The 15,892-nt window shown below is 64.4% G+C and carries 11 protein-coding genes and 1 pseudogene; 6 read left to right on the plus strand and 6 right to left on the minus strand.

The window, feature by feature from the left end; translation table 11 throughout:
- Positions 1–795: 795 nt before the first annotated feature.
- Positions 796–1,494 (plus strand): annotated as a pseudogene (locus tag D9V28_RS16480) (glycosyltransferase); the annotation flags it as partial.
- Positions 1,495–1,543: 49 nt separating this feature from the next.
- On the opposite strand, the gene D9V28_RS16375 reads toward D9V28_RS16480, so the two are convergent.
- From D9V28_RS16375 to D9V28_RS14415, 6 genes are all read right to left on the minus strand, one after another.
- Positions 1,544–2,692 carry an acyltransferase family protein gene (locus D9V28_RS16375; protein ID WP_121659780.1) on the minus strand — a complete coding sequence of 383 codons (1,149 nt, stop codon included), beginning with the start codon at positions 2,690–2,692 and terminating at the stop codon, positions 1,544–1,546.
- 72 nt (positions 2,693–2,764) lie between these two features.
- Positions 2,765–4,900 carry a glycoside hydrolase family 43 protein gene (locus D9V28_RS14395; protein WP_121659781.1) on the minus strand — a complete coding sequence of 712 codons (2,136 nt, stop codon included), beginning with the start codon at positions 4,898–4,900 and terminating at the stop codon, positions 2,765–2,767.
- Positions 4,901–4,934: 34 nt separating this feature from the next.
- On the minus strand, positions 4,935–5,978 hold the full coding sequence (locus tag D9V28_RS14400; RefSeq protein ID WP_229728072.1) for a glycoside hydrolase family 43 protein: 1,044 nt from the start codon (positions 5,976–5,978) through the stop codon (positions 4,935–4,937).
- A 2-nt stretch (positions 5,979–5,980) separates the two neighbouring features.
- Positions 5,981–6,910, minus strand: a complete 930-nt coding sequence (locus D9V28_RS14405) for a carbohydrate ABC transporter permease (protein WP_229728070.1) — start codon at positions 6,908–6,910, stop codon at positions 5,981–5,983.
- Positions 6,911–6,918: 8 nt separating this feature from the next.
- The gene (locus tag D9V28_RS14410; RefSeq protein ID WP_229728068.1) at positions 6,919–7,896 is read right to left on the minus strand and encodes a carbohydrate ABC transporter permease; all 978 of its coding nucleotides are present in this window, start codon (positions 7,894–7,896) and stop codon (positions 6,919–6,921) included.
- Positions 7,889–9,205, minus strand: a complete 1,317-nt coding sequence (locus D9V28_RS14415; protein WP_121659783.1) for an ABC transporter substrate-binding protein — start codon at positions 9,203–9,205, stop codon at positions 7,889–7,891. The genes D9V28_RS14410 and D9V28_RS14415 overlap by 8 nt, the downstream gene beginning before the upstream one ends.
- A 226-nt stretch (positions 9,206–9,431) precedes the next feature.
- On the opposite strand from D9V28_RS14415, the gene D9V28_RS14420 reads away from it, so the two are divergent.
- The 5 genes from D9V28_RS14420 to D9V28_RS14440 all read left to right on the plus strand — a co-directional run bounded on the left by D9V28_RS14420 (position 9,432) and on the right by D9V28_RS14440 (position 15,891).
- Positions 9,432–10,517, plus strand: coding sequence for a LacI family DNA-binding transcriptional regulator (locus D9V28_RS14420; RefSeq protein WP_121659784.1), 1,086 nt, complete (start codon positions 9,432–9,434; stop codon positions 10,515–10,517).
- A gap of 73 nt (positions 10,518–10,590) precedes the next feature.
- The gene (locus tag D9V28_RS14425) at positions 10,591–12,447 is read left to right on the plus strand and encodes a glycoside hydrolase family 2 protein (RefSeq protein WP_121659785.1); all 1,857 of its coding nucleotides are present in this window, start codon (positions 10,591–10,593) and stop codon (positions 12,445–12,447) included.
- A 63-nt stretch (positions 12,448–12,510) separates the two neighbouring features.
- Positions 12,511–13,884, plus strand: a complete 1,374-nt coding sequence (locus D9V28_RS14430) for an O-antigen ligase family protein (protein ID WP_121659786.1) — start codon at positions 12,511–12,513, stop codon at positions 13,882–13,884.
- Positions 13,881–15,191 (plus strand): O-antigen ligase family protein, encoded by a 1,311-nt coding sequence (locus tag D9V28_RS14435; RefSeq protein ID WP_229728067.1) that lies wholly within the window; start codon positions 13,881–13,883, stop codon positions 15,189–15,191. Before D9V28_RS14430 ends, D9V28_RS14435 begins: the two co-directional genes overlap by 4 nt.
- Positions 15,192–15,267: 76 nt before the next feature.
- Positions 15,268–15,891: a dTDP-4-dehydrorhamnose 3,5-epimerase family protein gene (locus tag D9V28_RS14440; RefSeq protein ID WP_121659787.1), complete on the plus strand. Its 624-nt coding sequence runs from the start codon at positions 15,268–15,270 to the stop codon at positions 15,889–15,891.
- Position 15,892 lies beyond the last annotated feature (1 nt).

Here is a 15,892-nt window from a genome sequence, read left to right on the forward strand (position 1 = left end):
GCCGATGGCTCACCGGACCGGCCCGACTCTCGCGCCCAGCCCGGTCGCTTACCACCGCCAGCGGACCACTGTAAAGGCGGGGCTCCTCGCTCGTGCTCCCGGGTACAGTTGCCGACCGGGCACACTTTCGCCTTCACGCACCACGGGAGGGAGCTCACAATGTCACGCATCCACCTGCGCCAGGGCCGCCACTTCGTGGTCACCTGGGGAATCTCTGACACCTTCGGCGGGATGACCGGCGCGTTCCTGCACCGCTCCCGGGCATTCGTACGGCTCGGCGGGGTTTCCGTCGACGTGCTGACGTTTGACGCCCGTCCCGACTACCCCGAGGTCGAGCGCCGACTGCGCTCCACCGGCAGGATGATCGACGGGATGCGGCTGCTCAACCTGTGGGACTGGCTGCGTGATCACCCGACGCCCGAAAAATTTGCGCGAGCGGAGGCATCCGTCTTCTCACAGATTGTCGGCTCGCTCGCCCCGCTCGACCCAAACGGGTCGTACCACGCCGGAATGCGCGACGGCGTTCGCATGAGCCTCACGCGGTACGCGGACGACGGCGTCACCGAACTGCAGGTCGACCACTATCGGGCGGACGGCACCCTCGCTGTGATCGACCGGCGTGACATTCGACAGCGCGGCACGATCGGCGGGCGCAGCATTGTGCTCTGCGATCGGACCGGCCAGCCGGTGAAGGCGTGGGACGGCGCCTGGGCGCTGTATCGCTGGTGGCTCGACCGGGTGCGCGACAAGAAACCGGCGACGATGATCGTTGACAGCAAGACCAGCGCGCGGTTCATGGTCGGCTATCGACGCAAGAAGGTGCTGATCCTGCACGTGGTTCACGCCTCGCACCTGCAGGGTTCGAACGGCACGACCGTGCGCGCCTCACGCGCCGCTGTCTTCGCCGAGCCCGAATCGTTCGACGCACTGGTGTTTCTCACCGAGCGCCAACGGTCGGAGGCACGGCGAATGCTCGGCGACCGCGCGAACACAGCGGTGATCCCCAACGGGCGAGCGGTCCCCCGGGCGTCGGCTCGGCCGCCCGCTCGCGACGTTCACGCCGGCATCATGCTGTCTGCGCTCGAGAAACGCAAACGGGTCGACCACTCCGTGCGCGCCATCGCTGCGGCGCGGACGGCCGGCTCCCCCGTCACCCTCGACATTTTCGGCGACGGCCCTGAGCGATCACGGGTCGCGGCTGCCATCACCAAAGCGGGCCACGGAGTCACGCTGCGCGGATACGATCCGGATGCCAGTTCTCACCTTGCCGAGAGCTCCTTCCTTCTCCTCAGCTCACGAAGCGAGGGTTTCCCGCTCGTGCTGGTCGAGGCGATGGCTGCAGGCTGCCTTCCCATCGCATACGACATCCCCTATGGGCCTGCCGACATCATCCGGGACGGGAAAAACGGCTTCCTCGTGCCGCCTGGCGACGTCAAAGCACTCGCAGCAGCGATCGAGCGCCTGGCAAACCTGCCGGCCGCTCGAGTCGATGCAATGCGGCGCAACGCCGTCCGCACCGCCGCGGCCTACTCCGACGAGGCGGTCACGAAGCGATGGGCTCTGGAACTCGATCGTGCCGCGAAGCGACGCGGCTTCCCGCCCGCCGCGCCAGTCGATGCGCTGGTGTTTCGACTGCGACGTGGAATAGCCAGGCGATGGCGAAACTGGCGGGGATCGAAATCGCCGCAACCAGCCACCACCGGCCGTCGCCGATAACAAACGCGACGCTGGCCAACACCGGCACGTGCACGAGATAGAGGCTAAACGAGACGCGGCCAAGCCAGAGCGGCAAGCGAGCTGACAGCATCCGTTTCGCTAATGGTGACCCGATCGCCACGACGATCAGTCCTGCCGCACCGGCTCCGGCGAGACCCCAGAGTGCGGCGCTGAGGTCGGATCCGGCCGGCGCGATCGGCCGAGCCAGCCAACTGGCGATGAGAAGACCAACGGATGCCACGGCAAGCGTTCCCCAGAGCAGCCCACTGCCGCGTCGGTTGCGTCGATCCGTCCAGGCACGGAGTTCGGGGAGGCTGACGGCGATCAGGGTGCCGAGGAAGAATGTCGGAAGGTACACGAGCGCGTCGACGTCGATCACGCGGCCGAGCACCATGAGTGCGATCGAGACCACGGCGGCGAGCGCCCGGCGACGGCGCACAGCGAGCCCGACGACGACGAACACCGGCAGGAGGACGGAGAAGATCACCTCCCAGCGCAGCGACCAGAGCACGTTCACGATCGTGTAGGTCTGCGGGAGGAGGGAGGACTCGTCGATCACCTGGCTGAGCGAGACGCTCGACGCGACGCGGTCGGCCAGCCAGCTGTCCGGTGTGATAGCGCCGGGTAGCCGAGGCACGAAAACGATGAGGGCGACCGCGAAGAGCACGGCGCCGACCACAGGCAGGTACAGGCGGATAAGTCGGCTGGGGTAATACCGAAGCCAGTCGAAGCTCGACGAGAGTGCCGGGATCGACACGACGAGGCCGCTGAGCACGAAGAAAACGAGAACGGCTTCGCTGCCGGCGGTGAGCGGGCGAAGCGGGGACTGGGTGATCCACTCCCACAGGCCGGCGGTCTCTTCGAGCCGCGGTCGTGCCATCAGTGTCAGGTGGTAGAGCAGTACCACCACCGCTGCGACGCCGCGCACACCGTCGAGGGCGTGCATGCGTTCGGTTTCCCCTGTTGCCTTCCCCATTTCCTCCACGCTATGCGGAGTTGGCTGGGAGTTCGCGGGGTTGCCAATCGGCTCGCTAGGTGCAGCGGCGGGTCAGTCCTGCTTCCTGCCAGGGCGGGTGGCATTTCGGCGCCGAACCAGCAGAAGCACGAGTCCGGCCAACACGAGTGCTGCCGCGATCCCGCCGATTACGAGAATGCCCGTGTTGTCGACGCCCGACTGCGAGAGGGTGCTGCGGGTCCGGCCCTGTTCGGTGGCAGCGGGGTCTGTAGATGGCGACCCGCCGGTCACTCCGGGTGCAGCGGTCGTTCCAGGCGTCGGCACAGGTGGCACCGCGGGCGTTGTCGGTTCGACGGGCGGGTCTGTTGGCACGGGTGGCGCGACCGCGAGGCTCGAGACGCGCACGTAGTCGAACGTGCTGGTGAATCCTGCGCCGGCCATCGAGACCAGCCCGATGCGCGGTGCGACGCCGAGCGGGGTTGTCCAGGTTCCGGACTCGTCCCAGGTTTCGCCGTCGAGGCTTGTGTATCCGGTGTACAGGTTCTCGGTGTCGCTGTGCTGGCGAACGATGCGCAGGTAGGTGTCCTCGCCGACCGGACCGCCGACGCCGTTGCCGTACGCCGGGTATCCGGCGGGCACCGGATCCTGTCGTTTCGCGAACTCGGTCTGGCGGGTCTCCCAGATCGAGGAGACGGCGTGCTTAATGAAGTTGCCGTCATCGGTGTACAGCACGATGCCGCCCTGCACGAAGTTCTGGCAGCAACCTTCTGCAGGAACCGAAACTGAGAGTCGCGTCTCCACGACGTAGTCGCCTTCCGGTGCCTGCTCGGTGAGGAGCCCGGCCGCGCCGGGGTCCGGACTGAGGTCAGCGCCCTGGGTGTCGAATCGGAACTGGCCGTCCTCAATCCCGTACGTCGACGCATCCGGTTCTCGGATCCACGTCCACTGCGGCGAGAGCGCATCCCCGTCGAACTCGTCTGAGAGCGCTGCGATCGGGTCGCCTGGCTGCGGCTGGGTCACGGGCGGGGATGCCGGGGCTGCCGTTTCCCCCGGCTGTGTCACCGGCGCTGGCTGAGGCGTATCCGATGGGCCTCGTCCACCGCGCACCGTTGGCCAACCGTCAACCCAGTCGATCCGATCCATCAGCACCGGCCGTTTCGTGTAGGTCTCCCCCTCGACCATATATGGGTCGTTCCGGTCGACGGCGTGGTAGACGATCCACTGTGTGCCGGCCAGGTCGGTCACCATCGAGTTGTGTCCGGTTCCGATCCAGCGGTTGCCGTTCTGGTGCAGCACGGGCGTTCCGCCGACCCGGCCGGCGAGAAGCGAGGTCCCTGTGCGATCGACGAACGGGCCAGTGGGACTGGTCGAACGACCGGCGAACACCCCGTATCCGGTGAGTGGCCCGGCGCAGCAGTTTGTTGCCGAGCCGAGGAGGTAGAAGTAGCCGTCGTGCTCGACGACGTTGGTTCCCTCGTAGCGGTTCGAGATCGACACCTCGATCTGGCTGGCCGGGTCGGTGCTGAGGCCGTCGGCGCTCAGCTCGCGCACCGAGAGTCCGCCGAAGTAGCTGCCGAAGTAGAGGTAGTTCTGGCCGTCGGCTGTGATCACCTCGGGGTCGAAGACCCAGCGGCGCGCGTTGGGATCGGTGCTCCCTGGCGGGGCCATCGGTTCAACGACGGGTGCGCCGGCGTCGGTCCATGGCCCGGCCGGAGTGTCGGCCGTTGCGACGCCGATGGCGGAACCGCCGCCTGGGGCGGTTGTCTCAGTTGCCGTGTAGTAGAGGTGGTATTGACCGTTCAGGTAGACGACGTCGGGGGCCCACATGTCACCGGCCCCGATCCACGCTGGCTTTTGCGGCAGCGCTTCGGCCACGAATGCCCAGGTGACCAGGTCGGTCGAGCGGTAGGTGGGGATGCTGTAAAAACGCAACGACCCGTCGGGGTTGGTTTCATCGGCGTCAAGCGCGTCCCGGGTGCAGAACAGGTACCAGGCCTCATCGGCGGGGTCAGCCGACCGAATGACGTCGGGGTCGGCGCATTGCTCGGCCGTGCGCCCGTCCGGCAGTGTGAGGGTGAGCGGATTGGTGTAGCTGCCCGTGGCAACCGCTGCGGCGAGCGCCGCTTCCGGACGCACGGTCGGGGCTGCGGCGCCGGCCGCGCTGGCCGGGATCAAGCCGAACATCAGTGCGGCAGCAGCGAATCCGGCGGCCAGGGGCAGTTTTCTCATTGTTCCTCCACGTTGAGGGGCGAGTCGGGCGGTATTACGGGAGTTTCACGACGGGTGTGCTGTCGTCCCAGCTGAGCGGTAGAACGTTCATGCCGCGATACGCGATCGCGGGGTCCCAGGAGTGAAAGACGATTCGGTCGGATCCGTCCGGCCCCGAAATGATGTCCTGGCCACCTGGGCCGATGTAGGCCTCGTCGGTCAGCGCGCTGGTCAGGAGCGGCCCGTCGGCCTTGGTGTACGGACCGGTGAGTGCTGGGGCAGTGGCGTAGCCGGTGGCGTAGGAATAACCGCCGTAGTCGTTCGCCGAGTAGAACAGGACGTAGCTGTCGTCGTGGGTGACAATCACGGGCGCTTCGATGAGCGAGCCCTCCCACTCTTCGGTTTGCGAGAGCAACCGCACGGGCTCCCCCGCGAGGGACACACCGTCCGGCCCGAGCGGCGACAACTGCAACCAGGTGTCGAGTGCGCAGCAGTTGCCGTCGTTTTTCCAGACGAGGTAGCGAGAACCGTCGGCGTCGGTGAAGCTCGCCGCATCGATGGCGCCGCCCTCGTCGAGTGGGCAGATCAGCGGCGTGTCACTTGTCGCCACGAACGGGCCAATGGGGGCGTCAGCCGTGGCAGCACCAATGCACTGTTTGCTCGACGCGGCGTCCTGGGCGGTGAAGTACAGGGCGAACCGGCCGTCGGCGAGTTCGGCGACGTCTGGCGCCCAGGTGCGACCCTCCTCCGCCCAGGCGGGGAGTTCGGGGAATGCGTCCTCGTCGGCAATTTCCCAGGTCTCGAGGTCGTCGGACGTTGCGAACTGCACGTTCGCGGTGAGGCTGTTTGTCGCGTATGCGTAGTAGGTGTCGCCGATCTTCAGCACGTCGGGGTCGGGGAAATGCTGGGCGATGACGAAGGCGGCGGGTGACGCCGCTTCCGAGGTTTCGCCGTCACTGGTGTCGCCGGTTGAGCATCCGCTGAGCACGAGCGTTCCAGTGAGAACCACGGCGACGGCAGCCAATAGGTGCCGACCGGCGTTGCCACGCGGCTCCGCGAAGCGAGTCGAGCTCGCGCCGCGGAGCCATTCGAGCGGCAATATCACCCCTTCACACCAGACGATGCGACACTTTCGACGATCTGCCGCTGCGCGATGGCGAACAGGATCAGTACTGGGACTGACGCAATCACGGCGCCGGCCATGACTATCGAGAAGTGGGTCGAGTATGCGCCCTGCAGTTGGGACAACCCGGGCTGCAGGGTGAGGTTCTCGGGGCTGAGCAGCACGTAGATCGGCCAGAGGAAGTCATTCCAGTTGGCCAGGAAGCTCAGCACGGCGAGAGTGGACAACGCCGGCTTCGACAGCGGAACGATGATCTGCAGGAAGATTCGCAGGTCACCTGCACCGTCGATGCGAGCCGCTTCCTCAATTTCCATGGGCAGTCCAACGAAGAACTGGCGCAGGAAGAAGACCCCGAAGGCACTCGCAGCACCGGGAATCGAGATGGCCCAGATGGTGTCGAGCCAGCCGAGGTTCTGCACGATGAGGTAGTTGGGGATGAGGAAGATGACCGGCGGCACAAGCAGCGTCGAGATGATGAGCCCGAAGACAAGTTTTTTGCCCCAGAACTCCAGGCGAGCCAGAGCGTATGCCGCCGAGGCAGCTGTCACCAGAATGATGATCGTCTGGAGCGTGGCCGCCAGGAAGCTGTTGAGCAACCATCGGAAAATCGGCTGTTGCCCGGACGACAGGGTGGCGTACGCCTCGGTCGAGAACGGATTCGGGAAGATGCCGTACGGGTTCGTGATGACGTCGCCATCCGTCTTGAACGAGGTGATGAACACCCAGACGAGAGGGAGGATGATGATGAGCGACACCACGACGAGCACGACGTAGAGCAGCACGCCGCTGACCGTGCGTGGGCGAAGGCGACGTTGTTTGGGGACGCGACCGGAGGCATCCATTCGCTTATTGTTACCACCGGCGGACGAATTGCCGTCCTGCGGGCGGGTGGGAGTCGAAGTAGTCATCGTGGCCCTTACTCCGCGCGCTCGCGCTGTAGACGGAAGTTGATCACACTGATGATCGCCAGGAACGCGAACAGGATGTAGCTCATCGCTGAGGCGGCACCCATGTTGCTTTGGCCGAGACCCTGGTCGGAGATGTACATGATCGCCGTTCGGGTTGCGTTGCCAGGCCCGCCCTTGGTGAGCAGGAAGGACTGGCCAAACATGTTCGCCGAGGCGAGGATCGTTGTCGTCGTGACGAACAGCATCACCGGTCGGAGCCCAGGCAGTGTCACGCTGAAGAACTTGCGGATCGCACCGGCACCGTCGAGCGATGCGGCCTCATAGAGATCCGCGCTGATGCCCTTCAGGCCGGCGAGGAGGATTACGGCGTTGAAGCCGAGCGTCCACCAAACGGTCACGCCGACGAGTGAGACCCAGGCCCACGGTACGTCGACGGTCCACGGGATGTCTGTCGGCAGACCGATCAGCCCGAGCAGGTTGTTGAGCATTCCGGACTGGGTGTCGAGGATGTACCGCCAGATCACGCCGATGACGGCGACGCCGAGCACGTATGGCGCGAAGAAGATAGCGCGGAATGCCGTGCCGCCCTTGATCTTGTTGTTCAGCAGGACGGCGAGCAGCAGCGGAATGACGAGCATCACCGGCACGCTCAGGAGGGTGAAGATGCCAGTGGCGCCCATGCTCTGCCAGAAGTCGCCGTAGGTGATCGAGCCCGGGGTGAAGAGGTCGATGTAGTTCTGCAGCCCGATGAAGGTCTGTTCGACCTTGAACGGGCTCCAGTCGGTGACGCTGATGATCAGGCCGAAGACGGCAGGCGTGATCACGAACACCGCGAAGAGGGCGAGGAATGGCGCGAGGAACAGGTAGGCCGTGCCAGTGCGGCGCGGCACCCCCGTCGCCCCGACGCGTGAACGTCGGGACGACGGCGGTACCGCTACCGCTGGCGCGGCCGGGTTAGGCCCGGCCGCGATGCTGGAATTAGTCACCGTACTTGGTCTTGTTCTGCTTGAGGACTTCGTCCGCTTTCTTGGCGGCGTCGTCCAGGGCCTGTTTCGGGTCCTTCTTGCCGGTGACCGCTTCGTTCAGCGCTGTCGTGATGAACGCGTTCGCGGCGGTGATTCCGGGAGCGCTCGTCTCGAAGTGCGCGTACTCGAGTTGTTCGAGGAACGGCTCGAGCCTGGGATACGTCTGAACAAGTGACGGGTCGTTGCGTATCTCGTTTGCGGCGGGGAGCTCACCGGTTTCGGCCCATCCGGCTGAGTTGGCGTTCATCCACTTGACGAAGGTTGCTGATGCCGCCGTCTTGTTCTCGTCCTGGCCCTTGTTGTTCAGGAACATCCAGTGTGTCGAGCTGGACCAGACGGCCTTCTCGGTGCCGATCTGAGGAACGGGTACTGCGGTCCAGTCGATGGAGCTGAAGCCCTCGTTGGTGGTCTGCCAGATTCCGTTCCAGTTGAAGGCTGTCTTTCCTGCGAGCAGTCCCTTGATGTTGCCATCCTGGGCGACGTTCGCCGGGCTGTAGCCGTTCTTGATCAGGTCGGTCATGTGCGTGAGCGCCTGGACGCCAGCATCCGAGTTGAACGTCGCCTTGGAAACGTCCTCGTTGTAGAGGTCGCCACCGAACTGCCAGAGTAGGGACTCGAACTCGAATGTTCCGGTGAAGACGTATCCGTCGACCCATTCACCCTGGATGCCCGCGGTCTTGAGCGCGTCGAGCGCCTTCATGTAGCTGTCCTTGTCCGTGGGAACGACTGCGGGGTCAAGACCGGCCGCCTTCAGGACGTCGTTGTTGATGTACAGGCCGAGTGGTGTGACGCTCCACGGAATTCCGTACTGGTTGTCGGCATAACTTCCTGCCTCCATGAGCCCTTCGGGGAAGTCATCGGCGCTGTAACCGAGGGCGTCGACGATGTCGTCCGCTTCAAGGAGCAGGCCCTGGGCCGCGTAGGTTGCAATGTCGTCGCCGTGTGCGACTGCGACGTCTGGGCCCTTGCCCGCCTTGACCGCGAGAGGAAGCTTCTTCGAGATGTCGCCCCACTCCTGGGGAACGTTCTTGACGACGATGTTGTCGTGTTCGCTGTTGAACTTCTCGATGAGCTTCGGGACCAGGACGGGAGCGGCGCCGCCGGTCCAACCGTTCCAGAAACTGATCTCGACCTTCGGACCGTCATAGTCCTCGCCGGTGACGGTCGCGCCTCCTCCGGTGCTACCGGACGACCCACAAGCTGTGAGGGCCAAACCGACGCCGAGCGCCAGTGTCGCCGCAAGAGTCTTGCGGGCGAATCCCTTCTTCATAACTACTCCTCTTTGAGTTTTTCGCCCAAGGGGCGGTGCGCAGGGTTACACCCGTCGGAAACGAAGGGTGTGTTGAGTGAATTTACAGCGCTGGAAGTGCGCAGTCAAGGACCCGAAATCCGGCCGGAGCGGTAATCTGGTTTCCGCCGATGTCTCAGACTCGCAATTTGCAGACGGACGCAACACGGGCGTGGCTCATTGCCGCACCGAATATCCAGGAGGAACCATGGCGGGAGTTCGCCTGCAGGATGTGGCTGAACACGCTGGCGTGTCGATGAAGACCGTCTCCAACGTGGTTCATTCCCACCCGAATGTTTCGGCAGCCATGAGGGAACGGGTGCAGCGCGCCATCGATGAGCTCGGCTATCGGCCGAACGCGATCGGACGCCGCCTCGCCACCGGCCGCACCGGCCTGATCGCTCTGGCCTTCGCCGACGTGCGCCTGCCCTACTTCTCCGAACTGGCCAACGTCATCTCGAAGGCCGCTGCCGCAACAGGACCCGGTTATCGGCTGCTGCTCGAAGAAACCGAAGGCACAATCGAGGGCGAACGCGCTGTGCTCTCGGCGAGCGAGGCCGGACTCGTCGACGGCATGCTGCTGCAGCCATCCCGGATGTCATCGCGCGAGATCGCCGAGCGCCACGGTGATCTGCCAATGGTTCTTCTCGGCGAAGGACCCGCTCCGCTTAGCGTGGATCGTGTGATGGTCGACAACGTCGCGGCGGCTACGGCCGCCACGGAACACCTAGCTGCACTCGGGCGCGAGCGCGTCGCTTTCGTTGGCCACGAACGGTCGGGAATGTCCTCGACGTCCCGCCAACGCATCATGGGTTACCAGGAGGGACTCGAGCGGCACGGGCTTCCGGTTGACCACGACCTTCTCATCTCGACGGGAGCCATCACGTCACAGGACGCGGCCATCGCCGTCGGGGCAGCACTCGACCGCGGCGTTCGATTCGACGGGCTGGTTTGCCGTGACGACCTGGCCGCGATCGGCGCACTCCGCGCGCTGCACGAACGCGACATCAGCATTCCGGACGACGTCGCCGTCATCGGCTGGGACAACATCGCGTTTGCCGCCACCACTTTTCCGAGCCTGTCGTCGGTCGCGCCTAACACGCAGGCCCTGGCGCGCGTGGCGCTCGACATGCTCGCCGAGCGCATCGCCGGTTTCGACGGCATTGGGCGGCACCGGGTGGTCGACTTCGATCTGGTCCTGCGAGAGAGCGCACCCGCACTGGCGTCGACGGACGCACCCGGCGGGGAGTTGGCTTCCGTGCACGCCGGGTCGGCACACGCGATATCCGCCTAGGTCCGTCCGTGGACCGAGGACGTTCCATGTCTCGCAGGTTTACAGCGCCGTAAATTGACGGCATGATGTGTGCATGAGCAGCAGTCACGCCCGCCTCGACGACGAGGTACTCCGAGCCAGCCGCCAAGACGGCACCTACCCTCGACCGCAGCTTCTGCGACCGAACTGGGCCGACCTCAGCGGAACCTGGTCGTTCGCGTTCGATGACGCAAACGAGGGCCTTGCCAAGCACTGGTTCGACGCGCCGGCGTTCGACCGGGAGATTGTGGTTCCCTTCCCATTCGAATCGGAAGCGTCCGGTATCCACGACCCGTCGTTCCACCCGGTCGTCTGGTACTCCCGCGAGCTCACCGCCGACGAGCTTGCGGCAACCGGATTCTCAGCTGGCGACCGACGCCTGCACCTGCACTTCGGTGCGGTCGACTACCGCGCCCAGGTCTGGCTCAACGGTGTGCACCTTGGAGCGCACGAGGGCGGACACACCCCGTTCTCCTTCGATGTGACCGACGCTCTCGATTCCTCGAGTGCCACCCAACTTCTCGTGGTGCGCGCTGAGGACGACCCGCTCGATGTTTCGCAACCGCGGGGCAAGCAGGACTGGCGCCTCGAGCCGCACTCCATCTGGTACCACCGCACGTCGGGAATCTGGCAGCCTGTGTGGTTGGAATCGACCGCCGACACCTTCGTGACCCTCCTTCACACCACCCCGAACGTCCCGGAAGGCACAGTCACGCTCCGGGTCGATCTCAACCGCCGACCGACCACCGACGTGCGCCTGAAGATGGCTGTCTCGTGTGAGGGCGACGAGTTGGCAACAGTGAGCGTCGCCGCGCGGGATATCGGCACCACCGTCGTCGTGCACCTGCCCCTGCAGTCCAACGGCCAGGCCTACGAGGAGTTGCTCTGGTCGCCTGAACACCCGCGGCTCCTCGACGTCAGCGTGACCGTGCTCGAAGATGCCGCATCGGCACAGGTTGCTGACGAGGTCTATTCCTATTTCGGGATGCGTTCCGCGACAGTTGCTGGCGGGCACTTCCTGCTGAACGATCGCCCCTATTACGTCCGCAGCGTGCTGAACCAGGGCTATTGGCCCGAGTCGCATCTCGCCGCGCCAAGCGCCGCAGCGTTGAAGCGCGAGGCAGAGCTCATCAAGGAGCTTGGCTTCAACGCCACCCGTGTGCACCAGAAGTTCGAGGACCCCCGCTTCCTGTTCTGGGCCGACGTCCTCGGTCTCCTCGTCTGGGCAGAGACCCCCGGCACCTTCGAGTTCAGTCCGCGCGCGATCACGCGCATGAGCGCCGAATGGACCGCCGTCATCGAACGTGACCTGTCGCATCCGTCCATCGTTACGTGGGTGCCCCTCAACGAGAGCTGGGGAGTGCAGCACATCGCGCACGACTCGCGCATGCGGGCGTACGCCCAGTCGCTCGTGTCGCTCACCCGTGCGCTCGACCCCTCACGCCCCGTGGTCTCGAACGACGGCTGGGAGCACGTCGACTCCGACATCCTGAGCATCCACGACTACGAGTGGTCAGGCGAGGTCCTCGGCGACCGATATCGCGACAAGGATGCCTGCGAGGCGCTGCTTGGAGGAATCGGCCCTGCGGGGCGACGGATGCTCCTGGCTGGCCAGGAGATCGGCGAACGACCCGTCATGGTGACCGAGTTCGGCGGCATTTCCTATGCATCGAAGCAGGTTCCAGACGACGCGTGGGGATACTCAACGGCTACGAGCTCGGACGACTTCGTCGACCGCCTCGACGCTGTGCTCGGTGCCCTCGCCGAGAGTTCGGCACTCGCCGGCTTCTGCTACACCCAACTGGTCGACACTCTGCAGGAGACAAACGGTCTGTTGGCGGACGACCGAACGCCCAAGGCCGACATGGCCACCTTGCGTCGGGTGATCACTCGATCCGGCCCGGCGGCGTAGTGGCCGGAGGCTCGCCGCCTCAAGCGGGGTGGGCCCGGAGTTGCAGGCGATAACCTGTAATCCATGACGACATCCCCGGTGCTGCCGCCCGTTGCGCTCTCGACCGAGCGTCTCTGGGTGGTAGGAATCGGCGCGCTCGCGATGTTCGTCGCATTCGCGGGTGACGGCATCCGTAATTTGATCACCATCTGGGGCTTCGCGGCGCTGGCGATTTTCGTTGCGCTGGCGTGCGTGGTGGGAATCATTCGGGTCAAGCCGGCGATCGACAGGTCACGGCTACCGAAGGCGTTGATCGGTTTTCTGGGCTTCGCGGTGCTCTCAACGGCGTGGTCTGCGTACACCGGGGCCTCGCTGTTCACGCTCCTTGGCACCACCCTGACGACAATCGTTGGGATTTATCTTGCGCTCGTGCTCACCTGGTCAGAGGTCGTGCGGGTTCTTGCCATCGCGCTCAAATGGGTGCTCGGTTTGTCGATCCTGTTCGAGCTCTGGGTCGCATTCATTGTCCGCTCCCCTGTGCTGCCGCTCTTTGTTGACTTCGGCGACGAGAAGCCGCCGCTGCTCGCGATGTGGTCGCGCAATCTACTTCTCGAGGGCGGGCGCATCCAGGGGATCTTGGGCAATTCGAACCTGCTGGCCGTCATCGCACTGTTCGGCATCGTCATCTTTGGCCTGCAGCTCACGGCCGGCAGTGTGCGCCGCAGCTGGGGAATTGCATGGCTCGCTCTCGCGGTTGTGATTTTTGGGCTGACGCGCTCGAGCACAATGATTATCGCCGCGGTGGCCGCAGCCATAGTGCTGGGGGCTGCGGTTCTCATTCGAAGAAGCACGACGGCGAGGGGCCGCACCGCCGTATATTTCGGGCTCGGAGCACTTGCTGGCGTCGGCGTCTTGTTTGTCACGGTCTTCAACAACATCTTCCTCGCGCTTTTCGGCAAGAGCCCCGACCTGACCGGCCGTCTCGGCATCTGGGAGGAGGTCATCACCCTCGCGCAGCAACGCCCCTGGTTTGGTTGGGGCTACTCAAGCCCGTGGATTCCGTGGGTCGAACCGTTCGATGACCTCATCGTCCGTCGTGGAGTGCTGCAGTTGCACGCTCACAATGCCTGGCTCGATGTCTGGTTCCAGCTCGGCGTGATCGGAGTGGTCCTGTTCGCTGCGGTCGTCGTGTCTATGTTGTGGCGCAGCTGGTTCGCCGCGGTCGACCGCCCTCGTTTCGACCTCCGTGACGACCGTCCGTACACAGTGCTGTCATTGTTGCCGATCCTCCTGGCGGTGGTGCTCGTCGTGCAGTCCGTCGCCGAGAGCCGCATCCTGATTGAATCGGGCTGGGTACTCGTTGTCGCCCTCGCGCTCAAGACGAAGCAGTACCCGGTGATGGATGCCGTGAAGCAGCCCACCCTCTCCCCCGAGCTCGCTGTCGAAACCGGCCGATGACCTCTCCGCGCCCGTTCCCGCATCACCCTGCCATCGCCACGCTGATTCGAGGGCTGGCCAGCGCTCACGCCGCAGCAGCCCTGAGCCTGACCATCTTCGGAGTGGCCTTTGCCACACCGTTGATTCGGTCGATGCTCGGCTGGAACGGGTTAGTCGGCGTCGTAGCAGCTCTGGTTCCGATCGCCATCCTGGTCGTGATCGCCAGGTGGGACACAATCGAGTGGCACGGGCTTTTGCCGGTCTCGATCTTCGCGTTCGTGGGGTGGTGCCTGCTTTCGACGTTCTGGACGGACCACCAGTGGGTCACCCTCGCCAGCTCGCTGTACCAGATCGCCTTTGCATTTCTGGGTCTGACGGTCGCGCTCACGAGGGACATGATCCAAATTGTGCGGTCCGTGGGTTCCGTGCTTCGTGCGCTCCTGACCGCGTCGATCGCGATCGAAGTACTCTCCGGGCTCGTCCTCGACATGCCTTTCGCGTTCATGGGCGTACAGGGAAACATCGCCATGGGCGGGCCGATTCAGGGCGTGTTCGGCACGCGCAACATGCTCGGATTCATGGCGCTGATTGCACTCGTGACGTTCGTGGTCGAGTGGCGAACGCGCGCGGTGACCAGGGGCACACTGATCTACTCCCTCGCGATCGCCGTCGCCTGCCTCGGCCTAAGCCAGTCCCCGGTCACAGCCCTCGTCGCTATGGCTCTCGGTCTGGCGGCCCTCGCCCTGTACGGACTCCGCCAGGCGCCGAAGGAAACCCGGCGCACCCTCCAGTGGGCGCTAGCCGGGTTGACCCTCATCGGGCTCTACATCACTTACCTGTCACGGTCGCGCGTGCTCGCCCTGCTAAACGCGGGAAGCGAATTTGAGTACCGTTACTTGCTCTGGTCCCAGGCTTGGAAGCTTGTCCCCGTTCATGACCTCGAGGGTTGGGGCTGGACAGGGTTCTGGCAGGACGTGGCGCCCTACAGCTACATCAATAATGCGCTTGTCCGCGAGCATGACACGAGCCTCAACGCTTTCCTCGACGTCTACCTTCAGGTCGGCCTTGTCGGCCTCTGTGCTTTTCTCGCTCTGATCGTTTTGGCATTTGTGCGCTCGTGGCTGCTGGCCTCAAACCGCCGAACTGTCACCTACACCTGGCCGGCACTGGTTATGGTCGCGCTGATCGCCACCAGCACCGCTGAAAGCTTCATCCTTGTCGAAGCTGGCTGGTTGCTCCTTGTTGTCTGTTCCGTGAAGGCGTCTCAGAACATGAGCTGGCGGTCCCGGTTGCGGAACAGTACGGTTTCCCCCGTACCGACCGAGTGACGCTTGCCTGCTCAGCACGGACTCTGCGGAGGCGGTCGTTCGAGTGAGCGAAACCACCGTTGGTAGACTTTCCAGCGTGAAGATCCGCGAGCTCGCCGTCCAGGGCGCATTTGAAGTAACCCCCCAGCAGTTCCCCGACGACAGGGGGGTCTTCATGGAGTGGTACCGATTCGACAAGCTTGAGGCCGTCGTCGGCCATCCGCTGAGGCTTGCGCAAGCGAATACATCCGTCTCGCGCAAAGGGAGCCTTCGGGGCATTCATTATGCCGACATTCCGCCGGGCCAGGCAAAGTATGTCACTGCCATGCGTGGAGCAGTTCTTGACTTCGTAGTCGACATCCGCGAAGGTTCAGCCACTTTCGGGCAATGGGACTCCGTGCTACTCGACGACGGTGATAGGCGGGCTGTCTATATCTCGGAGGGCCTCGGACATTGTTTTCTGGCGCTCACGGACGATGCGACAGTGTCCTACCTTGTTAGCGAAACGTTCAGTCCCGGCCGCGAACACGGGATCACTCCACTCGACCCAGATATCGATCTGCGCTTCCCGCTAGAAGCAGATGAGCTGCTGCTGTCCGAGAAAGACCGGGGCGCGCCAACCCTAGGCTCGTTGACAGGAAAGAACGTCCTCCCCCAATGGAGCGACTCGCTCAAACTCTCCGCAGTATTGCAAACAGGCACGAAAGGCATGAGGAATTAGT

Origin of the sequence: Mycetocola zhadangensis, from assembly GCF_003668565.1 — a bacterium.
GTDB classification, from domain to species: domain Bacteria; phylum Actinomycetota; class Actinomycetes; order Actinomycetales; family Microbacteriaceae; genus Mycetocola_A; species Mycetocola_A zhadangensis.

Bases quoted from the DNA above. Each gene is read 5' to 3' on its own strand.
- D9V28_RS14420 (WP_121659784.1), top strand. From the start codon at position 9,432: ATGGCGGGAGTTCGCCTGCAGGATGTGGCTGAACACGCTGGCGTGTCG.
- D9V28_RS14435 (WP_229728067.1), top strand. From the start codon at position 13,881: ATGACCTCTCCGCGCCCGTTCCCGCATCACCCTGCCATCGCCACGCTG.
- D9V28_RS14405 (WP_229728070.1), bottom strand. From the start codon at position 6,910: ATGACTACTTCGACTCCCACCCGCCCGCAGGACGGCAATTCGTCCGCC.
- D9V28_RS14395 (WP_121659781.1), bottom strand. From the start codon at position 4,900: ATGAGAAAACTGCCCCTGGCCGCCGGATTCGCTGCTGCCGCACTGATG.
- D9V28_RS14425 (WP_121659785.1), top strand. From the start codon at position 10,591: ATGAGCAGCAGTCACGCCCGCCTCGACGACGAGGTACTCCGAGCCAGC.
- D9V28_RS14415 (WP_121659783.1), bottom strand. From the start codon at position 9,205: ATGAAGAAGGGATTCGCCCGCAAGACTCTTGCGGCGACACTGGCGCTC.
- D9V28_RS14430 (WP_121659786.1), top strand. From the start codon at position 12,511: ATGACGACATCCCCGGTGCTGCCGCCCGTTGCGCTCTCGACCGAGCGT.
- D9V28_RS16375 (WP_121659780.1), bottom strand. From the start codon at position 2,692: ATGGGGAAGGCAACAGGGGAAACCGAACGCATGCACGCCCTCGACGGT.